The 26935-nt window shown below is 43.8% G+C and carries 25 protein-coding genes; 23 read left to right on the forward strand and 2 right to left on the reverse strand.

What is annotated here, in order from left to right; translation table 11 throughout:
• The first annotated feature begins 52 nt into the window (after positions 1 to 52).
• From DW025_RS00140 to DW025_RS00150, 3 genes are all read left to right on the forward strand, one after another.
• Positions 53 to 1495, forward strand: coding sequence for a DUF6034 family protein (locus DW025_RS00140; RefSeq protein ID WP_117551003.1), 1443 nt, complete (start codon positions 53 to 55; stop codon positions 1493 to 1495).
• A 116-nt stretch (positions 1496 to 1611) separates the two neighbouring features.
• Positions 1612 to 1830 carry a hypothetical protein gene (locus tag DW025_RS00145; protein WP_118649791.1) on the forward strand — a complete coding sequence of 73 codons (219 nt, stop codon included), beginning with the start codon at positions 1612 to 1614 and terminating at the stop codon, positions 1828 to 1830.
• Positions 1831 to 1842: 12 nt separating this feature from the next.
• Positions 1843 to 2058 carry a hypothetical protein gene (locus DW025_RS00150; protein ID WP_117551001.1) on the forward strand — a complete coding sequence of 72 codons (216 nt, stop codon included), beginning with the start codon at positions 1843 to 1845 and terminating at the stop codon, positions 2056 to 2058.
• Between the two features lie 121 nt (positions 2059 to 2179).
• On the opposite strand, the gene nrdD is transcribed toward DW025_RS00150, so the two are convergent.
• A complete protein-coding gene (gene nrdD / locus DW025_RS00155) occupies positions 2180 to 4375 on the reverse strand; it encodes an anaerobic ribonucleoside-triphosphate reductase (protein WP_022216859.1) in 2196 nt (731 codons plus the stop codon).
• A 434-nt stretch (positions 4376 to 4809) separates the two neighbouring features.
• Between nrdD and DW025_RS00160 the strand changes: the two genes are divergently transcribed.
• The 16 genes from DW025_RS00160 to DW025_RS14705 all read left to right on the forward strand — a co-directional run bounded on the left by DW025_RS00160 (position 4810) and on the right by DW025_RS14705 (position 20764).
• Positions 4810 to 5685, forward strand: coding sequence for a phosphoribosylaminoimidazolesuccinocarboxamide synthase (locus tag DW025_RS00160; RefSeq protein ID WP_004850368.1), 876 nt, complete (start codon positions 4810 to 4812; stop codon positions 5683 to 5685).
• 297 nt (positions 5686 to 5982) lie between these two features.
• Positions 5983 to 6771, forward strand: coding sequence for a hypothetical protein (locus DW025_RS00165; RefSeq protein WP_119998051.1), 789 nt, complete (start codon positions 5983 to 5985; stop codon positions 6769 to 6771).
• Complete coding sequence (locus tag DW025_RS00170) at positions 6752 to 7084, forward strand: hypothetical protein (RefSeq protein ID WP_117550997.1); 333 nt, start codon at positions 6752 to 6754, stop codon at positions 7082 to 7084. Before DW025_RS00165 ends, DW025_RS00170 begins: the two co-directional genes overlap by 20 nt.
• A gap of 12 nt (positions 7085 to 7096) precedes the next feature.
• The gene (locus DW025_RS00175) at positions 7097 to 8038 is read left to right on the forward strand and encodes a glycosyltransferase family 2 protein (RefSeq protein WP_117550995.1); all 942 of its coding nucleotides are present in this window, start codon (positions 7097 to 7099) and stop codon (positions 8036 to 8038) included.
• 2 nt (positions 8039 to 8040) lie between these two features.
• A complete protein-coding gene (locus tag DW025_RS00180; protein ID WP_119998053.1) occupies positions 8041 to 8499 on the forward strand; it encodes a GtrA family protein in 459 nt (152 codons plus the stop codon).
• Positions 8500 to 8535: 36 nt separating this feature from the next.
• Positions 8536 to 10509: an NAD(+) synthase gene (locus tag DW025_RS00185; RefSeq protein WP_119998055.1), complete on the forward strand. Its 1974-nt coding sequence runs from the start codon at positions 8536 to 8538 to the stop codon at positions 10507 to 10509.
• A 251-nt stretch (positions 10510 to 10760) separates the two neighbouring features.
• The gene (locus tag DW025_RS00190) at positions 10761 to 11102 is read left to right on the forward strand and encodes a phenylpyruvate tautomerase MIF-related protein (protein ID WP_015533597.1); all 342 of its coding nucleotides are present in this window, start codon (positions 10761 to 10763) and stop codon (positions 11100 to 11102) included.
• On the forward strand, positions 11102 to 11656 hold the full coding sequence (locus DW025_RS00195) for a phosphatase PAP2 family protein (protein WP_199669326.1): 555 nt from the start codon (positions 11102 to 11104) through the stop codon (positions 11654 to 11656). Before DW025_RS00190 ends, DW025_RS00195 begins: the two co-directional genes overlap by 1 nt.
• A 423-nt stretch (positions 11657 to 12079) precedes the next feature.
• Positions 12080 to 13831 carry an ABC transporter ATP-binding protein gene (locus DW025_RS00200; protein ID WP_119998057.1) on the forward strand — a complete coding sequence of 584 codons (1752 nt, stop codon included), beginning with the start codon at positions 12080 to 12082 and terminating at the stop codon, positions 13829 to 13831.
• Positions 13832 to 13891: 60 nt separating this feature from the next.
• Positions 13892 to 15808: an ABC transporter ATP-binding protein gene (locus DW025_RS00205; RefSeq protein WP_207666792.1), complete on the forward strand. Its 1917-nt coding sequence runs from the start codon at positions 13892 to 13894 to the stop codon at positions 15806 to 15808.
• Between the two features lie 144 nt (positions 15809 to 15952).
• A complete protein-coding gene (locus DW025_RS00210; protein WP_117550981.1) occupies positions 15953 to 16456 on the forward strand; it encodes a DUF2798 domain-containing protein in 504 nt (167 codons plus the stop codon).
• A 305-nt stretch (positions 16457 to 16761) separates the two neighbouring features.
• On the forward strand, positions 16762 to 18894 hold the full coding sequence (locus DW025_RS00215; protein WP_119998060.1) for a TaqI-like C-terminal specificity domain-containing protein: 2133 nt from the start codon (positions 16762 to 16764) through the stop codon (positions 18892 to 18894).
• Between the two features lie 39 nt (positions 18895 to 18933).
• Positions 18934 to 19752, forward strand: coding sequence for a pyridoxamine kinase (locus DW025_RS00220; RefSeq protein ID WP_119998062.1), 819 nt, complete (start codon positions 18934 to 18936; stop codon positions 19750 to 19752).
• Complete coding sequence (locus tag DW025_RS00225; protein ID WP_119998064.1) at positions 19749 to 20027, forward strand: TIGR04076 family protein; 279 nt, start codon at positions 19749 to 19751, stop codon at positions 20025 to 20027. Before DW025_RS00220 ends, DW025_RS00225 begins: the two co-directional genes overlap by 4 nt.
• A gap of 120 nt (positions 20028 to 20147) precedes the next feature.
• Positions 20148 to 20567 (forward strand): hypothetical protein, encoded by a 420-nt coding sequence (locus tag DW025_RS00230; RefSeq protein WP_119998066.1) that lies wholly within the window; start codon positions 20148 to 20150, stop codon positions 20565 to 20567.
• 35 nt (positions 20568 to 20602) lie between these two features.
• Positions 20603 to 20764 (forward strand): hypothetical protein, encoded by a 162-nt coding sequence (locus DW025_RS14705; RefSeq protein ID WP_165854718.1) that lies wholly within the window; start codon positions 20603 to 20605, stop codon positions 20762 to 20764.
• Positions 20765 to 20848: 84 nt separating this feature from the next.
• On the opposite strand, the gene DW025_RS00235 is transcribed toward DW025_RS14705, so the two are convergent.
• Positions 20849 to 22210: an MATE family efflux transporter gene (locus DW025_RS00235; RefSeq protein ID WP_119998068.1), complete on the reverse strand. Its 1362-nt coding sequence runs from the start codon at positions 22208 to 22210 to the stop codon at positions 20849 to 20851.
• 255 nt (positions 22211 to 22465) lie between these two features.
• On the opposite strand from DW025_RS00235, the gene DW025_RS00240 reads away from it, so the two are divergent.
• From DW025_RS00240 to DW025_RS00255, 4 genes are all read left to right on the forward strand, one after another.
• Entirely contained in the window at positions 22466 to 23512 is a 1047-nt protein-coding gene (locus tag DW025_RS00240; RefSeq protein WP_119998070.1) for a GDSL-type esterase/lipase family protein, read from the forward strand.
• A 68-nt stretch (positions 23513 to 23580) separates the two neighbouring features.
• Entirely contained in the window at positions 23581 to 24735 is a 1155-nt protein-coding gene (locus tag DW025_RS00245) for an SGNH/GDSL hydrolase family protein (RefSeq protein ID WP_119998072.1), read from the forward strand.
• Between the two features lie 210 nt (positions 24736 to 24945).
• The gene (gene cynS / locus DW025_RS00250; RefSeq protein WP_119998578.1) at positions 24946 to 25425 is read left to right on the forward strand and encodes a cyanase; all 480 of its coding nucleotides are present in this window, start codon (positions 24946 to 24948) and stop codon (positions 25423 to 25425) included.
• A gap of 106 nt (positions 25426 to 25531) precedes the next feature.
• Complete coding sequence (locus DW025_RS00255) at positions 25532 to 26884, forward strand: MATE family efflux transporter (RefSeq protein WP_119998074.1); 1353 nt, start codon at positions 25532 to 25534, stop codon at positions 26882 to 26884.
• Positions 26885 to 26935 lie beyond the last annotated feature (51 nt).

Genomic DNA, 26935 nt, shown 5'->3' on the forward strand with positions numbered 1-26935 from the left:
GTGAAATGTCTAATATATGAATATTTGCGAAATGACAAGGAGGAAGATAATCATGGGAAAGAGAGCGACAAGAATAGCAGCATGTGTGCTGGCAGGAGTGATGGCGATGCAGATGACAGGATGTGGAAATAAAAAGGTTGATTATACATTGGATGGAGAGTCGGGTTCGGCAAGTGGATACAGTGATGATGGCAGTAACGATGCGGGTGGCAGCCTTGCAAAGAGTCTGGGAATCCCGGAGAAGTGTGATGAGACATTTGATGTGGGCAATTCGGGCTTGTCAGAGATAAGCTGTTCCGGTTCGATAGATATTCCTGATACGGATTCCATGAAGAGGGTATATTACAGCACTATGAAGCTTGATGCTGCACAGATACAGAGCATTGTCGAGGGACTCCTGGACAAGTCCCAGGGCATATATATCCGCAAGGATGGAGTGCAGACCAAGGATGAGCTGAAGAGTATGATAGAGAGTACAGAGAAGTTCAAGAAGGAGGCTCAGGGTCAGGGGGATGATTCGTCGGATGCCTGGTATGATACCCAGATAGAGACATACAAGAAGCAGATGGCAGATGCACCGGATTCACTTCCTTTGCTGGAGAATTATGATGACCCGTATTCATCGTATACAGGCAAATATGGAGACAAGGAATATACGGTGAGTATATCACAGTATGGCGGTGAGGATGACAATACAGACGCAGGTGTGTATATATCATTTTACAAATCCGAGAGTGAGGAGAACAAGCTTTTGGATGGTGTGAGCGGCGCAACATACACCTATGTGACGGGCATCAGCAATGCCACAGACATAGATCTGACCAATGTCACAAATGAGAGCAAACTCACGGAGAACGATGCCATATCCCAAGCGATGAATTTCCTCTCAAAGATGGGGATAGACGGTATGGAGAGTACAAAGACAGAGCCGCTTGCCAGAATATGGTCGGATGACAATGGCGAGGTAAAGCAGACCAAGGTGAGTGGATACTCGGTAACGCTCAGCAGGTCTATATACGGAGCAAAGGAGAGAGAGGGCGAATTATATAACGTTGACAATCTCCAGACACAGAATGGCTATATGTTTGAGCCTGGTGACAGTGTAACATTAAATATTGATGATGATGGAGTTGTAGATATGTTTGCCCAGCTTTACACAGATCCTTCATCCCTGCAGGCGGAGGATGTGGAACTCATGAGCTGGAACGACATGATCGCAAAGGCAAATGAGGGCATTGCAACATATTATGAGAAATACCAGACCAGATATGGCAAGGTTCAGTTCAACAACGTGGCACTCAGATACATGGCGACAGCAGATGACGATGGAAAGCTCTGCTACATTCCTGCATGGATATTTACACAGAGCGAGGAGCTCCGGGGACAGGACACGGTAGGGGAGATATCCCAGATTGTATGTATAAATGCAATTGACGGAAGCTGCATTGACATAGTGGATAATGCCAAGAATATGAAGTTGTGGGAGACGTATTAAATGGATTATTACATCTAAATCTATCAAAAATTACATTTGCATCTATTATCACAAATTAGGGTATATAATATGTTTTGGTGTTAGCTTGTGTAATTTATGTGCAGATGATATTATGAATGATAGGAGAAGTTGTGAGATTTGTTTATAATACATTTATCTTGGATAGGGCAGAATATGCAAAAATCTGCAGAGAAATAAATACGAATTATAGTAAATACGAAGGAAAAACATACGCAGTACATATTTCGTATGGAATAGATAATAAACCATATTGGTATTATTTTGAGAATCATGGATATGATAACTATAATATATATATGAGAATAGAAATGTAAGGGGGCGTAGTTATGGAAGAATTAAGAAAACTGCTCAACAATATAGATGATTCTTATTTTGAGTTTGTCTCGGCTATGGAGCATTATGCTCAGAAGAATGCAGAAAGATTAGAAATGCTCACTGCTTATATCAAAAGAAATCCAGGCGTAAAATCCGCAGATGTTATAAAGTTTGTTTCGGATCAGCCGGATTTTGCAGATGATGCCGCTTACATGAGGGTATGCTAGATATTGTAGTTATAAGAAAGTAATAAAAATACAGACAGTCAATTGTTTTTTGAGGTCACTTCATTCACAATTGTGCTGTCTGTATTTTTATTTGAAAGTATCAGTTTTAAGCTGACTAATTCTACAGGTGAAGGACTCTGTCCTTGATCTCCTGTGTACGTCCCTGATTCCAGAACTGGGTTCCGATATAACCGCAGGTACGTCTTGCAACGAAGAGAGTGTTCTGGTCGCGGTTGCCGCAGTTAGGGCACTCCCACACCAACTTGCCATAATCGTCTGTCACGATCTTAATCTCGCCGTCATAGCCACATTTCTCACAGTAGTCGCTCTTGGTGTTGAGCTCTGCATAGAGAATGTTGTCGTATATGAACTTCATGACTTCAAGGACTGCGTCTATGTTATTCTGGAGGTTTGGAACCTCAACATAGCTGATGGCGCCGCCCGGTGACAGCTTCTGGAATTCTGACTCAAACTTCAGCTTGCTGAAGGCGTCTATGTGCTCGGTTACATGTACGTGATAGCTGTTGGTTATGTAATTCTTGTCTGTTACGCCCGGGATGATGCCGAAACGCTTCTGCAGATTCTTGGCAAATTTATAAGTAGTGGACTCCATAGGTGTTCCGTATACGGAATAGCTGATATTCTCAGCGGCCTTCCACTCAGCACATTTGTCGTTGAGCTTCTGCATTACAGCGAGCGCAAATTTCTTGCCTTCCTCGGATGTATGTGTTTTGCCGATCATACGGACACACATTTCGCAGAGACCGGCATAGCCAAGGGAAATAGTTGAGTAGCCGCCGAAGAGCAGCTTGTCAATCTTCTCGCCTTTCTTAAGTCTTGCCAGCGCACCGTGCTGCCACAGTATAGGAGCGACATCTGATATGGTTCCGAGCAGTCTTTCATGTCTGCATCTGAGTGCCTTGTGACAAAGCTCAAGACGCTCGTCCAGGATCTTCCAGAATTTGTCCATGTCGCCGTATGATGAACATGCCACATCAACAAGATTGATGGTCACGACACCCTGGTTAAAACGTCCGTAATATTTGCGGGATCCATCAGGATTCCTGATGCCGTCCTCCTTTGTAGGAAATGATCTGCAGCCCATGCATGGATATACGTCGCCGTCCTTCATCTCTCTCATGACTTTGGCGGAGATGTAGTCAGGAACCATACGTTTTGCGGTGCATTTGGCGGCAAGCTCAGTCAGATACCAGTATTTGGAATCTGTGGTGATGTTGTCCTCGTCCAGAACATATATGAGCTTAGGAAATGCCGGAGTGATCCAGATTCCCTTCTCGTTCTTAACTCCTTTGATCCTCTGATTCAGGACCTCCTCTATGATGAGTGCCAGGTCATCCCTTGTCTGTCCCTCAGGAACCTCATCCAGGTACATGAACATGGTGACAAATGGTGCCTGTCCGTTACATGTCATCAGGGTGATGAGCTGGTACTGTATAGTCTGTATTCCACTTTTGACCTCGTTCAGAAGTCTCTTCTCTGTTATCTTGTCGATAATGGCATCATCAAGGGATTCGCCACAGTCCTTGCGCTCCTCGATGACCTGTGCACGGAGCTTCTTCCTGCTAACATCCACAAATGGTGCCAGATGAGACAGGGTAAACGTCTGCCCGCCGTACTGGTTGCTGGCAACCTGTGCCACGATCTGCGTGGTGACGTTGCATGCCGTGAAGAAGCTGTGCGGCTTCTCGATCATGGTCTCACTGATCACTGTTCCGTTCTGTAGCATATCCTCAAGGTTGATGAGGTCACAGTTGTGCTCCTTCTGAGCGTAGTAGTCAGAATCATGGAAATGTATGATTCCGGCCTCATGTGCCTCAACTATATCCTCAGGCAGAAGCATTCTCTTGGTCAGATCTTTTGATACCTCACCGGCCATGTAGTCACGCTGTGTCGAGTTGATCACCGGATTCTTGTTGGAGTTTTCCTGATTGACTTCCTCGTTCATATGGTCTATGAGCGCAAGGATTCCGTTGTCCGTGGTGTTGGACTTACGTGCGAGCTCTCTCTTGTAACGGTAACGCACATATTTCTGTGCAACCTCATATCCTCTCATCTCCATGATACCGGTCTCGACCATATCCTGAATGTCCTCCACGTGAACTGCGTGGGACATTGATTCTATCTGTTTCTCCAGGTTGTCCGCGATGGCGTGAACCTGATATTCGTTGAGCTGGTGGAGTTTGTCAACCTCATTGTTGGCAGCTTTGATGGCATTCTCGATCTTTGACAGGTCAAATGTCACCTCTTCTCCATTCCTTTTGATTACGTGTACGTGTGTTTTAGCTTCCTCTGACACAGCAATAGCCTCCCTCTTCCAATTCAATGGTAAATTTATTCGTAATATTCCAATCATTCAAGTTAACTTAAATCAGGCCAATCAGGTCTGGTTCGACGTAATATAGTAGATGCGGCTGCCTGTGCCGCATGGAATTATTTATAAAGAAAAAATATGCAATAATTATTGTGAACACAATATATTTGGTGGAAATAATGTGAAGCACCCACTAGATATTGTGCTCTGTTATTATAGTCATCACAAATGATATTGTAAAGATGAAAAATGTGCTTTTACACAATAAAAATCCCGTGAGGCGCATAAACCTTGACAAATTTTGAGAAAAAATTTTTGAGGGCTTCCAAAGCCTTGACAAGCAACCATAAAAAGTGATACACACTTATATGAATACAATTTCTAACAGGTATTAATACAAATATCAAGGAGATAAAAAAATGCAGGAATTAAAGCCAATCAAAGAAGGTAAGGTACGTGAGATTTATGACAATGGAGACAGCCTGATCATGGTAGCTACAGACCGTATAAGCTGCTTCGATGTCATCCTCGACAATGTAATTTCCAAGAAGGGAACAGTTCTGACACAGATGTCAAAGTTCTGGTTTGACATGACACAGGATATTCTTCCTAACCACATGATCTCAGTTGATGTAAAGGATATGCCTGAGTTCTTCCAGCAGGAGAAGTTCGATGGCAACAGCATGATGTGCAGAAAGCTTGAGATGCTTCCGATCGAGTGTATCGTTCGTGGATACATCACAGGAAGCGGTTGGGCAAGCTACAAGGAGAATGGCACAGTATGTGGAATCAAGCTCCCAGAGGGATTAAAGGAGTCTGATAAGCTTCCTGAGCCTATCTACACACCATCAACAAAGGCCGAGATTGGCGATCACGATGAGAATATATCATATGAGCAGAGCATTGCTCACCTTGAGAAGTACTTCCCTGGCAAGGGCGAGGAGTACGCTTCAAAGCTCAAGGAGTACACCATCACACTTTACAAGAAGTGTGCAGAGTACGCACTTACAAGAGGAATCATCATTGCAGATACAAAGTTTGAGTTTGGTCTCGATGAGAATGGCAATATCGTTCTCGGCGATGAGATGCTTACACCTGACAGCTCAAGATTCTGGCCAGCAGATGTATATGAGCCAGGTCATGGCCAGCCATCATTTGACAAGCAGTTCGCACGTGACTGGCTGAAGGCTAATCCTGACAAGGGCTGGAAGCTTCCAGAGGATGTCGCTCAGAAGACTATTGACATCTACCTTGAGGGCTATGAGAAGCTTACTGGCAAGCCACTTGGAAAGTAAATCCTACACTATATAGCATCAGACTGTTATATTATTAAGAATAAGACTTCCGGCGTAATGATGTGCCCGGGAGTCTTATTTTTGTGTTTTTACGCTTCCCAGGCTGTGCTCTTTAAACGGTATTTTGAAACTGCGCTGCACTAGAAGTACAAGAGGTTCTGAATCCTGGTAAAACGGTACGCAGGAAATGAAGTATATTGATTAAAATGGCATTAAATGATAAAGTAAAAAATAAAAGTTATATACGGCAATTTTATAAACTAAATTTGTGAGACACTTATAAAACCAAGGACAGTTTTGGATTTAGATCTAAAAAATTTCTCTGCGCAAAATGGAAATTTTATTATTAGAATGGGGACCTCACTGGATAACGGATACAGTTATCCAACTCCGATATACTATTGTGATTTTTTTCTATATCCTGTGGCTTTTCTATATTATATGACGTTTTTACCACTTATAGTTGTTGGGGTATATCTTATTTATAATAGTAAAAAGCCGCGCATTAATGAGTGGATATATTTGGCGTTGGGAATGTCTGGGATTATATTGAGTCATGTATTGACCTGCGAGATAGTAGTCGTAAATCTTATTATTTTATGTATAGTTTTATTAAAAATAACATTAAAAAAAGAAAGAATTATGGCATTCATAAAAGCTGCCATAATGTGCTTAGTACTTACAATTTGGTATTTGCTTCCATTTATTGATTACTTCGTAAGCCAGGAAACCATAGTACAGGCTGGGGATTTAAGACTTTTAGATAATAGCTCACAAGAAATAATAGACATATTTCAGCTGTTTGCTCCTGGAAATGAAGGTTGGAAGTGCATCACTTTAGGTGCAGCTTTAATTTTATCTTTGGGGCTTACATTATATTGCCTATATAAATACTCTTCCAAAGAAGGTAATGAAAAAGCAATTTTTTGTATAAAAATCTTCAGTGCGTTTGGTATTGTAAACACATTATTCATATGTAAATTTTTCCCATGGGGTAGTATCCAGCAAATTCTGGGAATAGATGGATTAGGGTATCAGGTTGGAAGTATTCAGTTTTCATGGAGATTTGATTTCAGATTATCATAAAAACAAAGGAGATGCATATTTAACAATAAAAAACGATAGCACAATAGATGATGCGATTGTTCAAGTGCCTATTTTTAATTATAAGTATTATACGGTATTTGATAAAAATAATAAGAAATTAGATTTGGTTGGTTCTGTAAATAATTGTGTGACATTCAAGGTACCACCAAGATATAATGGAACATTAACTATAGGATTTAGAGAGCCGATAAGTTGGAGAATTTCAGAAATAATTTCAGCTATAGGTTTTATAGTTGTATTATTTATTGGTATAAAATTACTCGTTGCGAAGAGAAGAAAGAATATTAGATAAGGAGAATGTGTGATGATTAGTTTAATAGTTCCTTGTTATAATGAGCAAGAATCACTACCGATTTTTTATGATGAAGTAACAAAGGTAGTAAGAAATATGGGGGTAGAATATGAGCTATTGCTCGTAAATGATGGTTCAAAAGATAAAACATTGGAAATAATGAGGGAGCTTTCTGCAAAAGATGAACATGTTAAGTACCATTCTTTCTCAAGAAATTTTGGCAAAGAGGCTGCAATGTATGCGGGCTTTTGTAATGCAAAGGGGGATTATGTAGCTGTTATGGATGCTGATATGCAGGATCCACCATCATTGTTACCACAGATGTTAAAAATTCTGGAATCCGGAGAATACGACTCAGTAGCTACAAGGCGGGCTGATCGTAAAGGCGAGCCAAAAATCAGAAGCTGGTTTGCCCGTAAGTTTTATCAGATCATTAATAAAATATCAGATGCCGATATTGTAGACGGAGCAAGAGACTTCCGTCTTATGAAGCGCGAAATGGTCGATGCCATAGTGGAAATGGGCGAGTATAATAGATTTTCAAAAGGCATATTTGGGTGGATCGGTTTCAATACATATTGGCTGCCGTATGAGAATATTGAAAGAGTTGCCGGTGAGACTAGCTGGAGTTTTTGGAAACTGCTGAAATATGCAATAGATGGCATTATTAATTTTTCACAAGCTCCTCTTTCAGTGGCCTCTTGGTTTGGAATGGCAATGACTTTTGTGGGCTTTTTAAGCCTTATTTTGGTGATAGTCAGAAGATTGGTATTCGGAGATCCTGTTGCCGGATGGGCATCTATAATATGTGTAATCATATTTATAGGTGGAATACAGCTTTTCTGTTTAGGAATAATGGGGCAGTATATAGCTAAGATGTACTTGGAAACAAAAAAGAGACCACATTATATAATATCTGAAACGAATGACAAGAATTCAAAGAAGGTTAATTAGCAATGAAAAAAAAGGATATTTTTGATAAAATATTTGAACTTCCGGGGCTAAGAGTATTTGAACCACTATATAGTAAGTATAAAGAAGTGATTTTATATTTAGTATTTGGAGGATTAAGTTTTATAGTAAGCATTTGTACTTATGCACTATTTAATGTGTATTTGGGTATCAATGAGTTGATAGCGAATATTTTATCGTGGATAATTACTGTATTATTTGCTTTTTTGACAAATCGTATATGGGTTTTTGATTCTCCTACAAGTGGTGTGCAAGACTTTCTGAAGCAGATGGCAGCCTTTTTTGGTGGACGAATAATTACATTGGTAGTAGAAGAAGTAATTCTATTAGTATTTATATCTATACTTGGTTTTGATAGTATGGTAGTTAAGATCGTTGCACAGATTATCGTTATATTACTTAATTACATCATAAGTAAGTTGATTATATTTAAGAAAGACTAAACAAGATGAAAGCCAAATGTAAGGAGGAATTCATACATGAAGAATATGCTGCGTGTGGCGGCCGTTACGCCGAAGGTTCATATCGGAAGTGTCAGCGGAAATGTCAGAGAGATAATGGATATATATGAAGAGTATAAGGATGCTGCGGATGTCATAGTGACGCCAGAGTTGTCTATCACGGGATATACCTGTGCGGATCTGTTTGAGAACAGAAAGCTCATAGATGGCGCGAGAAGAGGTCTTCTTCAGCTTGCCATGGCGACTTGTACCGGTCAGTCGGCACTGGTGGTCGGTCTGCCATTTGAGGTGGACGGGGAGCTGTTCAACTGTGCGGCGTTCCTGCAGGGCGGAAGAGTCATGGCCATCGTGCCGAAGACTTACCTTCCAAACTATGGCGAGTTCTACGAGAAGAGATGGTTCTCAGCCAGAAAGTATGATGCGGTGATGGTAAATCTCATGGATCCGGAAGATGATGGAGATGAGCTTGAATATGATGGCAGCAGGGCTGTTGGCAGTGAAGTGCTGTTTGGCAATAATGTGATGATAGATATGGGCAGCGTAGACCAGAGAGTAAAGCTTGGTATAGAGATATGTGAGGATGCCTGGACGCCTGTGTCACCGGGAAGACTTCTCGCCATGGCGGGAGCAGAGGTCATACTCAATCTTTCCGCGTCAAATGAGGTCATCGGAAAGGCTGCATACAGGCACAAGCTGATAGGAAGTGTGTCGTCGGACTGCCTGTGCGGATATGTGTATGTGTCGGCGGGAATGTACGAGTCCACATCGGATCTGGTATTTTCAGGACACAATCTGATGTACGAGAACGGCAAGCTCCTCGGCGAGGTAAAGCCATTTGAGGAAGGAGTGCTGATAAGGGATATAAGTCTCACCAAGATCAGACACGACAGGATAGCAAACAAGTCATTTGCCGACTGCAAGCGTGATTTCGCATTCAGAAAGTATGAGACGGTGGTGTGCGATACCCCACTCATGGACAAAGGAAATGTGCTCATGAAGGTGAAGATGACACCATTTGTCCCATCGGGAAATAAGCTTGAGAGGTGCATGGCGATATTCAAGATGCAGGTTGCCGGACTTCAGAGAAGGATAGAGGCCACCCATTGCAAATGTGTGGTCGTGGGAGTGTCAGGCGGACTTGATTCCACACTGGCTCTGCTGGTTTCGGCACAGGCGGTGAAGAATGCGGGACTTCCATCCACAACTGTCGTGGGAATCACCATGCCGGGATTTGGAACGACAAATAGGACGAAGAACAACTCCACGGAACTCATGAGACTGCTCGGCTGTGACAGCAGAGAGATAAGCATAGCTGCATCGGTGAGACAGCATTTTGCCGATATTGGACAGGATGAGAGCGTGCATGACATAACTTACGAGAACTGTCAGGCGAGGGAGAGAACACAGATACTCATGGATGTCGCCAACAAGGAGGGTGGATTCGTGGTTGGAACCGGAGATCTCTCGGAGCTGGCACTTGGCTGGTGCACCTTCAACGGCGACCATATGAGCATGTATGCTGTGAATACAAGTATACCAAAGACGCTGGTGCGCTCACTTGTGAACGAAGTCGGACACTTCATGGAGATTGACGGATTTGCGGGCATCGCGCCGATCATAGACGATATTATAGACACACCGGTCAGCCCGGAGCTGTTGCCACCGAACCCGGACGGAACCATCGCGCAGAAGACGGAGGACACCGTGGGATCATACATCCTGCACGATTTCTTCTTATATTATACACTGCGATATGGAATGTCCCCTGAGGAGGTAAATGAGCTGTGCAAGGAGGCTGTAAGACAGAGTGACGAGTACAATTTCTCAGACAGCGAGATCGACAAATGGCAGAAGGTATTCTACACGAGATTCTTCCGCCAGCAGTTCAAGAGGAACTGTATGCCGGATGGCGTGAAGGTCGGAACCGTATCGGTCAGCCCGAGAGGAGATCTGAGACTGCCGTCTGAGATAGAATTTGAGGACTTTTTGTAGACATTTGCCTGGGATAGTTATTAATATGGCAGAATCATAATAGCATACCAATCAGGGGTCGCTCCCGCTTAACTCAGCCTGCAACGGTACTAAGGTGCCGCCTGTTGCGCCACCTAAGGACCGGCGGCATCGTATTCCCCTGATTTGGTAGTGCTATTATGATTCTGCCACAATATAGCATACAAAGACAAATGTCTACAAAAGTCGTGTATATATTTTATATGAATAATATAATTTAGGAGGACAAAGAAATGCCATTTATAGATTCAAAGGTTACAGTGAAGATGAGCGATGACCAGAAGGAGACTCTCAAGAGCAGTCTCGGTCAGGCGATAACAACGATGAACAAGACGGAGAGCTACCTTATGGTCGGCATCAACGATGGATACGACCTGTTCATGGGCGGAAAGAAACTTGATAAGGGTGCATATGTGGAAGTCAGCGTATTCGGTGATGTGACTCCTAAGGCATGTGATGCCATGACAGGAAAGATCTGCGATATATTTGCAGATGTACTTGGAATCCCGGGAAATGCGGTGTACGTGACTTACCACGGCGTACATGACTGGGGCTGGAACGGCGGTAATTTCTGATGTGGGAGATAGAAGTCCTTGACGCTCTCCAGAATATACATACCCCATGGCTTGACAAGATCATGGTGGCGATCACATCCCTTGGAAATGCGGGAATACTGTGGATAGTGCTGGCGGCTGTGCTGCTGATCATTCCAAAGACGAGGAAGGCAGGGCTGTGCATGGCCATCGCACTTATCCTTGATCTTCTCATAACCAACTGCCTGTTAAAGAATCTTGTCGCCAGGACAAGACCATATGATGTGGCGAATTTTACAGATCTGATAGTGAAGAAACCAAAGGATTATTCCTTCCCATCGGGGCACACGGCGGCATCATTTGCGGCTGTCACGGCGTTGTTCATGAGGAAAGAGAAGCTTTTGGGCAGTATAGCATGTGTTGTGGCTGTGTTTATTGCTTTTTCAAGGATGTATCTGTATGTACATTTTCCGACGGATATTCTGGGTGGTATAGTGGTAGGAGTGGCATCCGGAGTGGCAGCAGGATTTATACTTAGAGCGATTGATAAGAAGCTTGCAGCCAGGGCGGCAGGTACAGATATAGAAAATCAGTGAAAACCAGATTGTGAGGATAAAGATTTCCATGAGCAACATGATTTGGCGAGTCGTTGGTTTGGAGAAATACAATCATGAGTGGTAGACAGTTTTGAAGACATTGACTTTGGAGATTCAGGAATATCTTGAAAAAGAGCGGAAATTAAATATTAGATCTCTATAAAATGAGGCATATGGACTAAGAAGCTGTTCATATGCCTCATTTTTAATATGACATTAAATACTTTAAATACACAGAAATTTCACAAATAAAACGCCTCTGTATACTATTGACATTAAAAAATAGAAGTATTAATATTTATGCAACTTGCGTCAAATCACACATAGCTGACGATCAGATATCGCATATCATAAATCAAATTCCTGATTTTGTGCATCTGAGGATTCTGTCAGCATTTCAAACTGAAACAAGGAGGAAATAGAATGATCAAAACATTGCTTGGTCAGGTGGGCGAGTACAAGAAGGACTCGATACTTACACCTGTTTTTACGGCGGCAGAGGGCTTTATGGAGATCCTCATTCCATTTGTGACCGCCAAGATAATCGATGAGGGAATCAACGGACAGGACATGAGCAAGGTGTATATGTATGGCGGACTCATGCTTGTGTTGGCTTTCCTGAGCCTTTTCTTTGGAGTGATGGCGGGCAAATTTGCTGCCAGCGCATCGACAGGATTTGCCTGCAACCTGAGGGAGGGCATGTACAGGAATGTGCAGGAGTTTTCATTTACCAACATTGACAAGTTCAGCACCGCCAGTCTTATAACACGTATGACGACGGATGTGACAAATGTACAGAACGCGTACCAGATGCTCATACGAATAGCGGTCCGTGCGCCACTCATGCTCATTTGCAGTATGATAATGTGCTTTACAATCAACGTGGAGCTGTCACTTGTATTTGTGGCAGCACTTGTGGTTCTTGCATTTGGATTGTTCTTCATCATATTCAAGGTAACCCCTATATTTGACGAGGTATTCAGAAACTATGATAACCTGAATGCCAGTGTTCAGGAAAATGTATCAGCGATAAGAGTTGTAAAGGCATTTGTCAGGGAAGAATATGAGGATAAGAAGTTTGGCAAGGCTGCTGAGGTGCTTGCGGAGCTGTCCATAAAGGCAGAGAGCCTGCTGGCTTTCAACAATCCTATCATGATGTTTGTCATCTTTACATGTATGATGCTCCTGTCGTGGATCGGAGCACACTTCATAGTCGGTGGTAGCATGACAACTGGAAATCTTACATCACTTTTCAGCTATGTCATGAGCATGATGATGTCGCTGATGATGCTGTCCATGGTATTTGTCATGATCTCCATGAGTATGGCAAGTATGAGACGAATATCTGAGGTCCTTGAGGAGACACCTACCATGACCAATCCTGATGAGCCGATCATGGAGGTCCCTGATGGAAGAATAGATTTCAACCATGTGGACTTCGTGTATAAGGCCGGAAGTGCGGAGGATACACTGAAAGATATAGATATTCACATAAAATCCGGTGAGACGGTCGGCGTGATAGGTGGAACCGGATGTGGTAAGTCGACATTTGTCAATCTGATAAGCAGACTGTATGATGTGAAACCGGACGGTGGTTCGGTCTGTGTCGGAGGACATGACGTGCGTGATTACGATATGGAGGTCATCCGAAATGAAGTGGCGGTTGTGCTCCAGAAGAATGTGCTGTTTTCGGGTACGATACTTGATAACCTGAGATGGGGCAAGGCGGATGCCACGGAGAATGAGTGCCGTGAGGTGTGCGAGCTTGCCTGTGCGGATGAGTTCATAGACAGGATGCCGGATAGATATAACACCTGGATCGAGCAGGGCGGAAGCAACGTGTCTGGTGGTCAGAAGCAGAGACTCTGTATTGCCAGAGCGCTGCTCAAGAGCCCGAAGGTACTCATTCTCGATGATTCCACAAGCGCAGTTGACACCGCTACGGATGCGAAGATCAGGCAGGCATTTGCAACCAAGATACCGAACACCACCAAGATCATCATATCCCAGAGAATATCAAGTGTGCAGGATGCTGACAGGATCATAGTTCTGGATAACGGAATGGTCAGCGGCTTCGACACACATGAGAATCTGTTAAAGAACAACACGATATATAAGGAGATCTACGACGTACAGATGTCTGGCGGCGGTGATTTCGATGAGAAGATGAATTAATTATGAAGGAAAGGAGGCAGTGTAATGACAGGAAATACAGAGAAATACAGTGAAAATAAGATGGATGATAAAGTGGATGCAGGGCTGAAGAGACCTGGAAAGGATCAGGGCAAAAATCCCATGAAGGCACTTGGAAGATTGCTCAGATATGTCCTCAAGGAATACAAGCTGGCATGTATTACGGTTGTGGTCAGCATACTTATATCGGCGCTTGCGATACTGAGTATATCGATGTTCATGCAGAAACTTATCGATGTATATATTGAACCGATGATGAAACAGAGCTCACCTGATTATGGTCCCCTGGCCCACAGGATGCTGGGGCTTGGACTTATACTTGTGCTGGGAATAATCTGCGCATACGCATACAACAGGATCATGGTAAATGTGACTCAGGGAACCATGAAGAGACTCAGGGTTGAACTTTTTGAACGTATGGAATCCCTTCCGATATCTTTCTTTGACACACATGCACACGGAGATATCATGTCGGTGTACACCAATGATGTTGACACACTCCGTCAGGTCATAAGCCAGAGTATGCCGCAGCTTATAAACTCAAGCATCACATTTATCTCAACACTCATTGCGATGATAGTTCTTGATATACCGCTCACGGTGCTGTCAGTCGTCATGGTGCTTATCATGATAAAGGCGACGTCGAGCTTGGGTGCGAAGTCGGGAAGATACTTCATGAAGCAGCAGCAGGATCTTGGAAAGGTCAACGGCTATATAGAGGAAATGATGAGCGGTCAGAAGGTTGTCAAGGTGTTCTGCCACGAGGAAAAGACATATGATGATTTCTGCAAGTTGAATAGATCTCTTCAGGACAGCGCCTACAAGGCAAATATGATAGCCAACATTACCATGCCGGTGAATGCGAACCTTGGAAACATAAGCTATGTTCTCTGCGCTGTACTTGGAGGTGTACTTGCAGTAAATGGATGGTCAGGTCTTACCATAGGAACGCTTGTGGCATTCCTGACGCTTAACAAGAGTTTTACGATGCCGGTTACACAGATAAGCCAGCAGATCAACGCCATAGTCATGGCGGCTGCCGGAGCTGACAGGGTATTTACCATGACGGATGAGAAGCCAGAGGAGGACGAGGGCTATGTTGAGCTGGTAAATGCAAAGAAGGATGCAGATGGCAATCTCACGGAGACCGAGGAGAGGACCGGACTCTGGGCTTGGAGACACAGGCATGAGACTGGCGAGGTCACATACAGGGAGCTCACAGGCGAGGTTGAATTTGAGAATGTTGACTTCGGTTACAATCCAGATAAGATTGTTCTTCACGACATCAATATGTATGCAAAGCCCGGGCAGAAGATAGCATTTGTCGGAAGTACAGGTGCGGGCAAGACGACCATAACCAATCTGATAAACAGGTTCTACGATATACAGGACGGCAAGATAAGGTATGACAATATCAACATAGGCAAGATCAGAAAGCCGGATCTCAGACGAAGCCTTGGAATAGTGCTTCAGGATACACATCTGTTCACAGGAACAGTCATGGACAACATAAGATATGGCAAGCTGGATGCCACGGATGGGGAGTGCATCAAGGCTGCAAAGCTTGCAAATGCTCACGATTTCATAAAGCGACTTCCTGACGGTTATAACACAATCCTTACTGGCGATGGTTCAAACCTCAGTCAAGGACAGAGACAGCTTCTTGCGATTGCAAGGGCAGCGGTTGCGGATCCACCGGCATTGATCCTTGATGAGGCTACATCATCCATCGATACGAGAACTGAGGCCATGGTATCAAGGGGAATGGATGCCCTCATGGAGGGAAGAACGTCATTTGTCATAGCCCACAGACTTTCCACGGTCAAGGATGCGGACTGTATCATGGTCATGGAGCAGGGACGCATCATAGAGAGAGGCACCCACGATCAGCTCATAGATATGAAGGGCAGATATTATCAGCTGTACACTGGCAAGAAGGCCGTGGCTGGGCAGGCGTAAATTGAATTGTTTGTAAAAAACAGAAAATTACTTGCAATTTAAAAATGTTTGTGCTACCATAGGGGCAATTAATGGTAGTCGCAGTTAAGCTCAACGAGATGAAAGTTTCGTTGGGCTTTTTATTTTCGTAAGGAGGAAATTATTATGCCACAAAACAAATTACAGGAATTCGTATTCACAACAATCATGGCCATGTTCATGGTCTACGGAATGATCTGCTACAATGTAGCATTAAGCACAGGAGGTTTCACCAATCAGACATTTGTCATGGCACTTCATGAGATGCCGATCATGTGGCCGATAGCTATTGTGCTTGAGCTTTTCGTGGTTGGAAAGCTTGCACCAATGCTTGCGTTCAAGATCGTGAGACCGACTGACAGACCACAGGTGATAACCTTCATGATATCATTCTACATCTGCATAATGATGTGTCCAATCATGAGCCTTATAGCAACTGTTTTGTTCAAGGATTCACCAAGTGTTGGTACATTTATCCAGACATGGGGAATGAATCTCCCTGTTGCACTGCTCTGGCAGCTCTGCTATTGCGGACCGCTTGTGAGATTGATATTTAGAACTATATTTAAGAGACAGCTTGCGGGTTCTGGCTGTGTAGAGCCATCCAAAGAACCTCAGCCAGAGTCATAATTCTCCGTTTTGGAGAGTTTTGCCTAAAGTATAGACAAAGGCTGGGCGAGGTGTTACAATCCGTTCAAAGCATAGGTTTCAAGTCGAAGGTTTCTATGAGTCCGAACGTAAGAAACGGACCATTCCAACGTATCTATAATTTGCGAATTTCTCATGCTTTTATATCACATTTTTCATAAGAGCAGGAATAATATTCTGGCTGATTTTTTGAAGAAGAATAAGGCGGAGATTTTACGTATGAATATATTTGAATATGATCAGGAAAAGCATATGAGGCAGACATATGAAGAAACGAGGGGCTGTGTATGAGTGAGGAATACATAACGCTGGATGGATTGTGTCAGCAGCTTTCAATATCGAGGGCAACGGGGCGGAACTGGCTCAGACTTGGGAAAATTGAATCACAGGGCATAGATCCGGCCGGTCAGATGTATTTCACAGAGGAGTACGTAAGTAATCTGAAACAGTCACTGGAAACTGGCGAACGAAGGTCGCTCAGAAGCCGGCGGAATAAGCGGTATGTGTCCGGCAAAGGATTGTATGACAGATATGTGTCAGACATTTGCGAGAGTACAGACACAGTAAAAAGTCTGGTGGATAAGCTGGAGAGGCAGAATATATGTGTGACTGAGATGGTCATGAGAACTCTGCTGGCGGATTGTGCACTCAAGCTGCTGGTAAGCAGTGGTGAGATTACTGTTGACAGAGAAATATTCCCTGCATATATAGATGGAAGCTTGACAATTGGTGTATGGAGTGCGCTGATCGATGATATAATTCAGGACAAAAAAGCAGCATTATCATGGGCAAATAATAACAAAAATCTTATGGACACCAATTACTATTATCAAAAGGGGGAGGACGTACTTGGACTTCTCTATATGTCTATAAGAGATGCAGGCAGCCGGAAGGCGGCTGGTTCATATTATACGCCGACAAAGGTAGTAAGAACGCTGATAAGTGATGTGACCGGTGATATGGGAAGCAGAATATCTGAGGGTGGTAAGCGATTATTCGATCCATGTTGCGGAACCGGTAATTTCCTTATACAGCTTCCGGATGATATAGAACTAAATAATATATATGCGTGCGATATAGATGAACTCAGTGTACAGCTTGCGAGGTTCAATCTGGCACTTGGGAGATTGTCCGGAAGAAGACATGTCAATGTGGACGAAGCGATCCGGACAATATATGAGCACATAGAGCGCAGAGACTTCATTTCAGAATACAGGAATGATTCAGAATGTGGTGGGGATGATAAGAAGCTCTTGGCTGATCCGGGATATGATATCATCATCGGTAACCCGCCGTGGGGATATACATTTGACAGGGAGACACGGACATTACTCAGGAAAGCATACAGAACTGCAGCCGGAAGGGGCGTGGAGTCGTCTGATGTGTTCGTGGAGTGTGCGCTGAAGCTGTTGACAGATGAAGGAGTTCTTGCATTTGTGCTGCCGGAGGCATTGTTAGATGTACATAATCATAAGACGATCAGGGAGATCATAGCCGAATCGGCAAATGTGAGCCGGGTGAGTTTCCTTGGCGATGCATTCTATGGTGTGCAATGTCCATCGTTGGTGCTGCAGCTTGAAAAGAGTTTTGATCCTGGACATAGCAAAGGTGCGGTGATCGAGAGAGACGGCAGAGAGTTTGTTGTAGGAACGGACAGGCCGCTTGGCAGTGAGAATTTTATGCTTAGGCTCACTGATGATGAGTACAGGCTGCTTTGCAGAATAGAAAATACAGATAACTGTGAATTTCTGCGTGGACAGGCAGATTTTGCACTGGGAATAGTGACCGGGGATAATGCGAAATATGTGTCTACAGAATGCGGAGAGGGAATGGAGGCAGTGATAACCGGAGCAGATGTATACAGATACAGATGCGGAAAAACGGAAAAATATATGTATCCGGAACTTACCCTGTATCAGCAGGCGGCGCCGCTGGAGCTTTACCGGGCTCCGGAGAAACTGATCTACAGGTTTATCAACAGACAGCTTGTATTTGCATATGACGACAGGCAGAGGCTTACGTTGAACAGTTGCAATGTGGTCATTCCACATATACCGGGACTTGATATGAGATATATCATGGCGATACTCAATTCAAGGGTGGCGCAGTACATATATGAGAAGCGGTACAACGCAGTGAAGGTTCTGAGATCCCATATAGAGAATATTCCTGTTCCAGTCGCAGACGAGGAGACACAGAGACGCATAATCTCAAAGGCAGAAGAGCTTATGGCAGAAGAACTTATCACAGAAAGTTCTGTGAATTCAGAAATGCAGACGTACAAGACAGGTAAAGACCATTTGCAGCGATACAGATTGTATGAAGAGATAGATGACATTGTTAGGAAGCTGTACTCAGTTACCGATGAAGAGTACGAGTTCATAAAGCAGTCTTTATCCGGTGACAAATATATGTTATAAAAATAATATACTTTAATTAATCAGGAAGAGGAAGAGACTATGAATAATATACTGCTTATAAACGATATGGCTGGTTATGGCAAGGTTGCACTGTCAGCCATGATACCGATCATGTCCAACATGAAATTTCAGGTGTACAACCTGCCGACAGCCATTGTGTCAAACACACTGGACTACGGTAAATTCGATATTCTTGAGACCACCGGCTATATGAAGAACAGCATGAGAGTGTGGGGTGAGCTTGGATTTACATTTGACACCATAGCAACCGGATTTCTTGTATCGGAGGAACAGACCAGGCTTGTGGCTGAGTTCTGTGAGAAGAAGAAAGACCAGGGTGCGTTTATATTTGTCGATCCGATCATGGGCGATGACGGAATCCTGTACAACGGTGTTACGGAGAATACGGTTGGCTATATGAGACAGATGTGCAAAGTGGCGGATCTCATAGTGCCAAACTGCACAGAAGCAGCATTTCTTGCCAGCAAATACACTGACAAGAGGATACTGACCATGGCGGAGGCCGAAGATCTGGCACATACGCTTCACGGATATGGAGCAAAGACCGTAGTTATTACCAGCGTGAATATAGATGGACAGACAAGCACTCTCCTGTTGGATGGCGAGACAGACAAAATGAACGTGTTCCCATATACAGAGATTCCTGTGAGATTTCCGGGAACCGGTGATATATTCTCTGCTGTGCTTATCGGAAAGTACAGAGGCGGACACAGCATAGAAGACAGTGTGCAGTCAGCCATGAAAGTGGTGGAGAAGCTTATAGCCTTGAACAAGGACAATGTTGACAAGTACAAGGGAATCCCTCTTGAACAGTACATAGAGGTGATAACGGAATGAGCAGACCGCAGATCAAGATAACACTCATAGACCGCAAAGGCCCTCATGGCTGCCACAGGGGGCATAAGATAGGTGACAGCTACGATTTTGATACTGAGCGAGGGCAGCTCTGTCCCATGGCCATGCATGTGGCATTTCCATATGTGGATATTCTTAGATATGGTGGAACCATCCCGGGAAATGAGTCGGGAACTGCAGTGTTCTGTTGTCCTGATGTGGACACGATCAATGTGTTCAGGATAGAGGTTGTCCAGCCTGAGCAGGATAAGAATTGACAAATAAACGGCAAAGAGACAGCTAAAGAAGCGGTGTATCGGAAGAAAAAAACTCCCTTATATAATATAATACATGGTAAGTAAGACAGATGTATTTATCAAGTATGGGAGGTGGCACATATGGCAGGATGCAGAGCGCATTACAATATATATGCATGGATAATTGCTGTGGTTATGTGTGTCTCATTTCTTGGAGTATGCGGACTTTATAACGTGAATGTCAGGAATTACTCCGCCCACTCAATATCATCACTGGGTGAGAGTCGGGGAATAGACGCCGGGAACAACGATGTGCTCATGGTTGACAGTTCTGCGGGGCTTGTGATCCAGACAAGAAACATACGGACTGGAAATTCAGAAGAATCCATAGACGATACATGGATGCTGTCGGCGGTTCTTGCGGCATTGCTGTTGAGTCTGATATTCTGTGTATGTGCATCTGCAGGCAGATATCCCGAGATGACAAACAGCCGCAGATGGATACTCCTGGAATATATACACAGGTCAGACGGGAAGAAACGCACCTTCATTGGGAATTAAATGTAATAGAGATTACCAGTGAAGGAGAGATAATTATGGCAATGGATATATTGGCTTATACATTTGGGGTTATAGCACTCGTAGCAGCAATCAAATGCTTTGTGGACGAAAACTGGGGTGAGAAGATGCACCGTGAATCAGAGGATATCACGGCTCCAGATGCAAAGGATATGATTCAGGATAATAAAGCGGCTTAGATAGTAAGCAGTTTAACCAGACAACAAAATAGAGAGAAATTAATGATCCCACAGATATTACTATGGATATCTGTGGGATCATTTTTATTTTTTCATCCGGTTAAGCTCCGGTATTACGGTTAACAGCATTGTGAAAAAGCATGCGCTTCCTCCGAGTATATTTGATATAGGTTCAGCCATGAATACGCCATTTGTTCCGAGATGGAAAGCATACGGCAGCAGGTATGTAAGAGGGACTACGATGATCGCCTTTCTGAGCAGAGAGAAGAAAATCGCCTGCTTTTTCTTGTTCAGCGATTTGAAAGTAGTCTGGCCGATATACTGAAGCAGCATAAATGCAAATGCAGCGAAATATATTTTGAGAGCCGGGATGGAGTCACTTATAAGTGAACTGTCTGAGCTGAATACAGATATAAGTGCTCCCGGAGCAATCAGGATGATTCCCCATGCTATGACCATATATATCACTGCAAGCAGAGACATGATGGCTATGGATTTTTTGACATGATCGGGCTTTTTGGCTCCATAATTGTAGCTGATGACTGGGGAAGCACCTTCGGCTATTGACCAGATAGGAGTTTCGACGATCTGTCTGACGCTTGACACGATGGTCATGACTGACACATAGACATCGCCTCCAGTACGTGACAGGACACTGTTACAGCATATTGATACAAGGCTGTTTGTGAGCTGCATCACAAATCCAGCGGTTCCCAGACTGACAATATCCTTTGCATATGTCACACACTCCCTGAATTGTCCCAATGAAAGCAGCTTTACCTGCAATTCGGCTTTGTTCTTCAGAAAGTAGAGGACAAAAGCGGCAGACATGATCTGCGATATCACGGTGGCTATGGCCGCACCTCTGACGCCGAGATGTAGGACAAATATAAATACGGGATCGAGAATACAGTTGGCGGCAGCACCGACGGCCACTGTCAGCATACCTGTTACAGAATATCCCTGTGCATTGATGAATGGGTTCATGCCTGTTGATACCATGGATGGCAGAGTGCCAAGCAGATATATCATCATATATGGGTACGCATATGTGAGTGCGCTTTCCGATGCTCCGAACAGGACCAACAGCGGTCTTGCAAATATCATACCGACAGCCATGAGAATAATGGCAGCACCACATAACATAGTGAAGGCTGTATTCATTATGGTATCTGCGGTTTTATCATCCCCCATCCCTCTTCTGATTGAGAACAGAGGGGAACCGCCACTGCCAAACAGATTGCTGAAGGCAGTGATTATGATGGTGATCGGGAAACAGAGACCGACTCCGCCGAGAGCAGCGGTGCCCACATCAGGTATTCTTGCTATGTAGATCCGGTCGATCACGTTGTACAGCAGACTTATGAGCTGAGCCACTAGCATAGGCATGGCCACACCGAGTATATTTTGAGTTATCTTTCCATTTTCAAAGTTTACTCTTTTCATAGATTTCATTCCTTACAAAATGCATTGAATAGTTTACTTTCATATAATAGAACTGCAGTTAAAAATAATCAATAGACGTATATGGGGGTGTGTTATAGATATGAAACTACCTTCTCAATCATATTTTGTTTAAAATGATTAAAAAATAATTAATATTTAACTAAATTAAGTTTGACTATTAGGTAGAGCTTAACTAATATGAAAACAGAAATGTATAATGTATATAGAACAAATGGAATGACAGGAGACAATATTATGAAGATCAAGCCAAATGATGTTATGATCAGGTATACAGGACGTATTGACTGGACAGATGCGGAGAAGCCGGTGTGGGTATATCCTTGTACATCTGCGGAGATGAAATTTACGGGCAATACTCTTAAGATAAAGGTGTCCAACAGAAACAATTACTGGAACAATTATCTGGGCTGTATAATTGACCAGTCACAGAGAAGTTATTTTTTGAACAAAGAAGGGATCACGGAACTGGATATAGCGGTTCCGGATAACGATACAAATGAACATTGTGTGCTGTTCTTCAAGAGACAGGATGCATGCCATGAGGTAACAATATTTGAGTATGAGATTGGAGATGGTGAGAGACTTCTTCCTTTGAAACCGCTGTCAGGCAGGCGAATAGAGGTGTATGGAGATTCGGTGTCAGCGGGCGAGGTATCGGAGGCTGTCGACTGCGTTGGAAAGGAAGACCCGGTACACAATGGCGGTTATTCAAACAGCTGGTATTCGTATGCGTGGATTACTGCAAGAAAGCTGAAAGCACAGATTCATGACATAGCCCAGGGAGGGATAGCTCTCATGGACAGGATAGGATGGTTCCAAGAGCCGAATCAGATTGGCATGGAAAGTGTGTGGGATAAGATTCACTACAATCCTACATTTGGTCCGGTGACACAGTGGGATTTCTCCCAGTACACACCTCAGGTTGTTATAGTTGCTATAGGACAGAATGACAACCATCCGTATGATTTTATGAAAAATGACTATAACGGCAGGCAGGCGGAAACGTGGCGTGACCATTACATGAAATTCCTGGGAAAACTCAGGAAGACATATCCGGATGCACACATAATCTGCTGTACCACACTTCTCTGTCACGATTGTTCATGGGACAAGGCTATAGATGAAGTGGTTGACACTATGAATGATAAAATGATAACTCATTATGTATATGGAAGAAACGGATGCGGCACGCCAGGACATTTGAGGATACCGGAGGCGTGTGAGATGGCAACGGAGCTGGCCGAATATATAGAAGGTCTCGAAATTGAGGGGTGGAATTAAATTATATCCTAACTTAGAGGTAATATAGGATTATTAATGAGCTGATGTTCAAATGGGGAGGTTAAACCATGGAAAATTATGATCTTGAAAGAATAAAATCAGTTATACAGCGCGCCCAGAGTGGACAGGAACTTACAATAGGGTTCCTTGGCGGTTCGATAACGCAGGGAAGTTTGGCGACGGAGCATGAAAATACTTATGCATACAGGGTATACAAGTGGTGGTGTGATACATTTCCACAGGCAAAGTTCAATTATGTGAATGGCGGAATAGGCGGCACAGACTCATACTATGGTGTGTCCAGGGCTGTGACTGATGTGCTCATGTACCAGCCGGACTTTGTGGTTGTGGATTTCAGTGTAAATGATGTGGATAACATATACTGTGAAGAGACCTTTGAAGGTGTGCTGAGAACACTGCTTTGCTGGTCATCAAGACCGGCGGTGGTGGTGCTCAATAACGTTTTCTACGACACGGGTGTAAGCACCCAGGATATCCACAACAGACTTGCAGATCACTATGGAGTGCCACATGTGAGCGTGCACGACACCATATACAGGCGGATGAAGGCGGGAGAATATAACAGGATCGACATAACCCCGGATGGACTTCATCCAAATGACAAGGGACATGGCCTGGTAGCCGGTGAGATAACAAAGTTTCTTGAGAGAATTATGGATGATCTCATACAAGATGAGAATTTGGCTGGTGACTCAAATACGGATACCGCAGATGCTGGCGCGGACACAGAGAATGATATCCAGGACGAATCAGCCTGCTCATGTGTACTTCCTACCCCTGTTACCGCAAATGCTTATGAGTATGCAAAGAGGCTTACCATACGCGAGATATGTCCTAAGCTTTCAGGGTTCAGGGCTGATACTCATGAGAAGATGGGACACCTTGATCATTTCAAGAATGGATGGACAGGTGTACATGCCGGTGATAGCATAACATTTGAACTTGAGGGCAGCTGCATAGGAATACAGTACAGAAAGACAATATCAAGACCTGCTGTCAGGGCTCAGGCTGTGCTTGATGGGGACGTCGAGCACCCGGTTTTATTGGATGGCAATTTTGATGAGGACTGGGGTGACTGTCTGTATATAGAGCCTGTGCTTCATCATGGTGAGAAGAAGAAACACACACTTGAGATAACGGTTCTTGATGATGAGAGTGTGGGTACAACACCATTCTATCTTATGTCCATAATAGTTGCATGATAAGTATGTGATTAAGAGAATGACAATGTTCAGATTGGCATAGATATTTGAAGAATTAAATTAAAATAAATAATATTGTGTATTGCAATATTGGGGATAGAGGACTATTATTAGCTCAGATGTACAAAGAGGTACTGCATAATCTTGCAGTGCCTCTATTTTTTTATGATGGATTTTATATCCGTACAGATTTTTGAGGAGGATGATATTATGACACCGATGAACAATGCAGATTATCTTATCAGATTGCAGCACGCAGATGAACTTGACGCTATGAAGACAGCAAAAAAGGCAAGCGGACTCACATACGAGGCGCTGGCAGAGAAAATAGGTGTGAATAAAGTATGGCTCGCATCAGCATTTGAGGGACAGCAGTATGTGCCTGAAGAATATTGCGATAAGCTTGCAGAAGCACTGGGAATAGATAAGTCAGCCACGGCATTTCTTGCAGAGCACCCATATAAAGGCAACACGGATCCTATTCTCTACAGACTTCATGAGGTCATTGATACATATGGTCCTGCCATTAAGGACATAATCCATGAGCAGGGCGGAAATGCCATCATGAGTGCCATCGATTTTGGCCTTGACGTGGATGTGACTGAGGATGCCGAGGGCAACCACAGAGTCATCATCAAGTTTGACGGAAAACTCCTGCCATACGCCAAGAAGGGTCAGTATCCTTGGTAGAGTTGATGTGTTGACATTACAATTGTTGTAAGGTTTAATATCATGTGTGGACGGAGGTAACGGACGCCCTCCGTCCACATCAACATGAAAGACGAGGACATACATAATGGAGAAGAACCTTACGACCGGAAGTGTGCCAAAGACGATGGCGTATTTTGCACTGCCTTATCTATTATCTTATTTTCTACAGACTCTATACGGGATGGCGGATCTGTTCATCATAGGGCAGTTCTGTGGCAATGATGCCGGGGCCACCACAGCGGTGGCAAATGGCTCCCAGGTCATGCACATGCTCACAGTTATTCTGGTGGGACTTGCCATGGGAACCACAGTTGTCATAGGAAAAGCAGTGGGGGCGAAGAAGCTTCAGGATGCACAGGCGGCCATCGGAAATACAGTCACCATCTTCATGATAATATCAGTATTGCTTACAGTAATGCTGCTCATTTTTATAAATCCAATAGTTGCAGTTATGGATACACCCAAGGAGGCTGTAAAAGGAATCACCGATTACCTGATAGTCTGCTTTATAGGAATTCCATTTGTAACAGCATACAACGTGATAAGTTCCATATTCAGGGGACTCGGCGATTCCAAAAGTCCAATGTACTTCATCGCGGTTGCATGCGGCCTTAATATTGCACTTGATTATATATTTATAGGCGTCTGCGGCATGGGCCCTCTTGGCGCAGCACTTGGAACAACGCTGGCTCAGACGTTCAGTGTCATCATATCATTTGCCGCAATAAAGAGGATGAATACCGGGCTGAAGCTCACGAGAAATGACTTTGTTCCGAGAAAAAACGTGCTCGGCGAGATAGTGAAGATCGGTCTCCCAGTGGCTGTTCAGGACGGATGCATACAGATCGCTTTCATCGTGATAACAGTCATAGCCAACAACCGTGGTGTGAATGATGCCGCGGCAGTTGGAGTTGTGGAGAAGATGATAAGCTTTATATTCATAGTGCCATCCTCCATGCTGGCAACTGTATCCGCGCTTGCCGCCCAGAATATTGGCGCAGGAAAGCATGACAGGGCGGAGCAGATACTAAGGTATGCACTGGGGATCATAGTGGTATACGGAGCCATAGCTATTGCGGTAGTTGAAATATTTGCACCGGAACTTGTGGGACTCTTTAGTAAGAACAAAGTAGTTGTAGCGATGGGAGTTCAGTATATCAGCAGTTATATAGTGGACTGCGTATTTGCAGGAATCCACTTCAGTTTCACCGGATATTTCTGTGCCTATGGCAAATCCTATATAGGGTTTATTCACAATATGATAGCCATAGTATGTGCAAGAATTCCGGGATCATATCTGGCATCTGTCAAATATCCTGACACCCTGTTCCCAATGGGATTTGCGGCGCCGGTGGGATCATTTATATCCATAGTGATATGCGTGGGAGCATTTGTGTGGATGAAGAGGCGCGGTACGCTGTATAAGGCCAACTTATAAGAGATATGTATTTGGTGATAGGAATGTTTATTGTGCGTTCATTTCGTAAAG

Origin of the sequence: Coprococcus sp. AF38-1 (assembly GCF_003603945.1) — a bacterium.
Taxonomy (GTDB): Bacteria; Bacillota; Clostridia; order Lachnospirales; family Lachnospiraceae; genus Coprococcus; species Coprococcus aceti.

What these genes read in the sequence shown, in the direction of transcription:
- DW025_RS00140 (WP_117551003.1), top strand. Translation starts at nt 53, where the DNA reads ATGGGAAAGAGAGCGACAAGAATAGCAGCATGTGTGCTGGCAGGAGTG.
- DW025_RS00145 (WP_118649791.1), top strand. Translation starts at nt 1,612, where the DNA reads ATGATAGGAGAAGTTGTGAGATTTGTTTATAATACATTTATCTTGGAT.
- DW025_RS00150 (WP_117551001.1), top strand. Translation starts at nt 1,843, where the DNA reads ATGGAAGAATTAAGAAAACTGCTCAACAATATAGATGATTCTTATTTT.
- DW025_RS00160 (WP_004850368.1), top strand. Translation starts at nt 4,810, where the DNA reads ATGCAGGAATTAAAGCCAATCAAAGAAGGTAAGGTACGTGAGATTTAT.
- DW025_RS00175 (WP_117550995.1), top strand. Translation starts at nt 7,097, where the DNA reads ATGATTAGTTTAATAGTTCCTTGTTATAATGAGCAAGAATCACTACCG.
- DW025_RS00180 (WP_119998053.1), top strand. Translation starts at nt 8,041, where the DNA reads ATGAAAAAAAAGGATATTTTTGATAAAATATTTGAACTTCCGGGGCTA.
- DW025_RS00185 (WP_119998055.1), top strand. Translation starts at nt 8,536, where the DNA reads ATGAAGAATATGCTGCGTGTGGCGGCCGTTACGCCGAAGGTTCATATC.
- DW025_RS00190 (WP_015533597.1), top strand. Translation starts at nt 10,761, where the DNA reads ATGCCATTTATAGATTCAAAGGTTACAGTGAAGATGAGCGATGACCAG.
- DW025_RS00195 (WP_199669326.1), top strand. Translation starts at nt 11,102, where the DNA reads ATGTGGGAGATAGAAGTCCTTGACGCTCTCCAGAATATACATACCCCA.
- DW025_RS00200 (WP_119998057.1), top strand. Translation starts at nt 12,080, where the DNA reads ATGATCAAAACATTGCTTGGTCAGGTGGGCGAGTACAAGAAGGACTCG.
- DW025_RS00205 (WP_207666792.1), top strand. Translation starts at nt 13,892, where the DNA reads ATGGATGATAAAGTGGATGCAGGGCTGAAGAGACCTGGAAAGGATCAG.
- DW025_RS00210 (WP_117550981.1), top strand. Translation starts at nt 15,953, where the DNA reads ATGCCACAAAACAAATTACAGGAATTCGTATTCACAACAATCATGGCC.
- DW025_RS00215 (WP_119998060.1), top strand. Translation starts at nt 16,762, where the DNA reads ATGAGTGAGGAATACATAACGCTGGATGGATTGTGTCAGCAGCTTTCA.
- DW025_RS00220 (WP_119998062.1), top strand. Translation starts at nt 18,934, where the DNA reads ATGAATAATATACTGCTTATAAACGATATGGCTGGTTATGGCAAGGTT.
- DW025_RS00225 (WP_119998064.1), top strand. Translation starts at nt 19,749, where the DNA reads ATGAGCAGACCGCAGATCAAGATAACACTCATAGACCGCAAAGGCCCT.
- DW025_RS00230 (WP_119998066.1), top strand. Translation starts at nt 20,148, where the DNA reads ATGGCAGGATGCAGAGCGCATTACAATATATATGCATGGATAATTGCT.
- DW025_RS14705 (WP_165854718.1), top strand. Translation starts at nt 20,603, where the DNA reads ATGGCAATGGATATATTGGCTTATACATTTGGGGTTATAGCACTCGTA.
- DW025_RS00235 (WP_119998068.1), bottom strand. Translation starts at nt 22,210, where the DNA reads ATGAAAAGAGTAAACTTTGAAAATGGAAAGATAACTCAAAATATACTC.
- DW025_RS00240 (WP_119998070.1), top strand. Translation starts at nt 22,466, where the DNA reads ATGAAGATCAAGCCAAATGATGTTATGATCAGGTATACAGGACGTATT.
- DW025_RS00245 (WP_119998072.1), top strand. Translation starts at nt 23,581, where the DNA reads ATGGAAAATTATGATCTTGAAAGAATAAAATCAGTTATACAGCGCGCC.
- cynS (WP_119998578.1), top strand. Translation starts at nt 24,946, where the DNA reads ATGACACCGATGAACAATGCAGATTATCTTATCAGATTGCAGCACGCA.
- DW025_RS00255 (WP_119998074.1), top strand. Translation starts at nt 25,532, where the DNA reads ATGGAGAAGAACCTTACGACCGGAAGTGTGCCAAAGACGATGGCGTAT.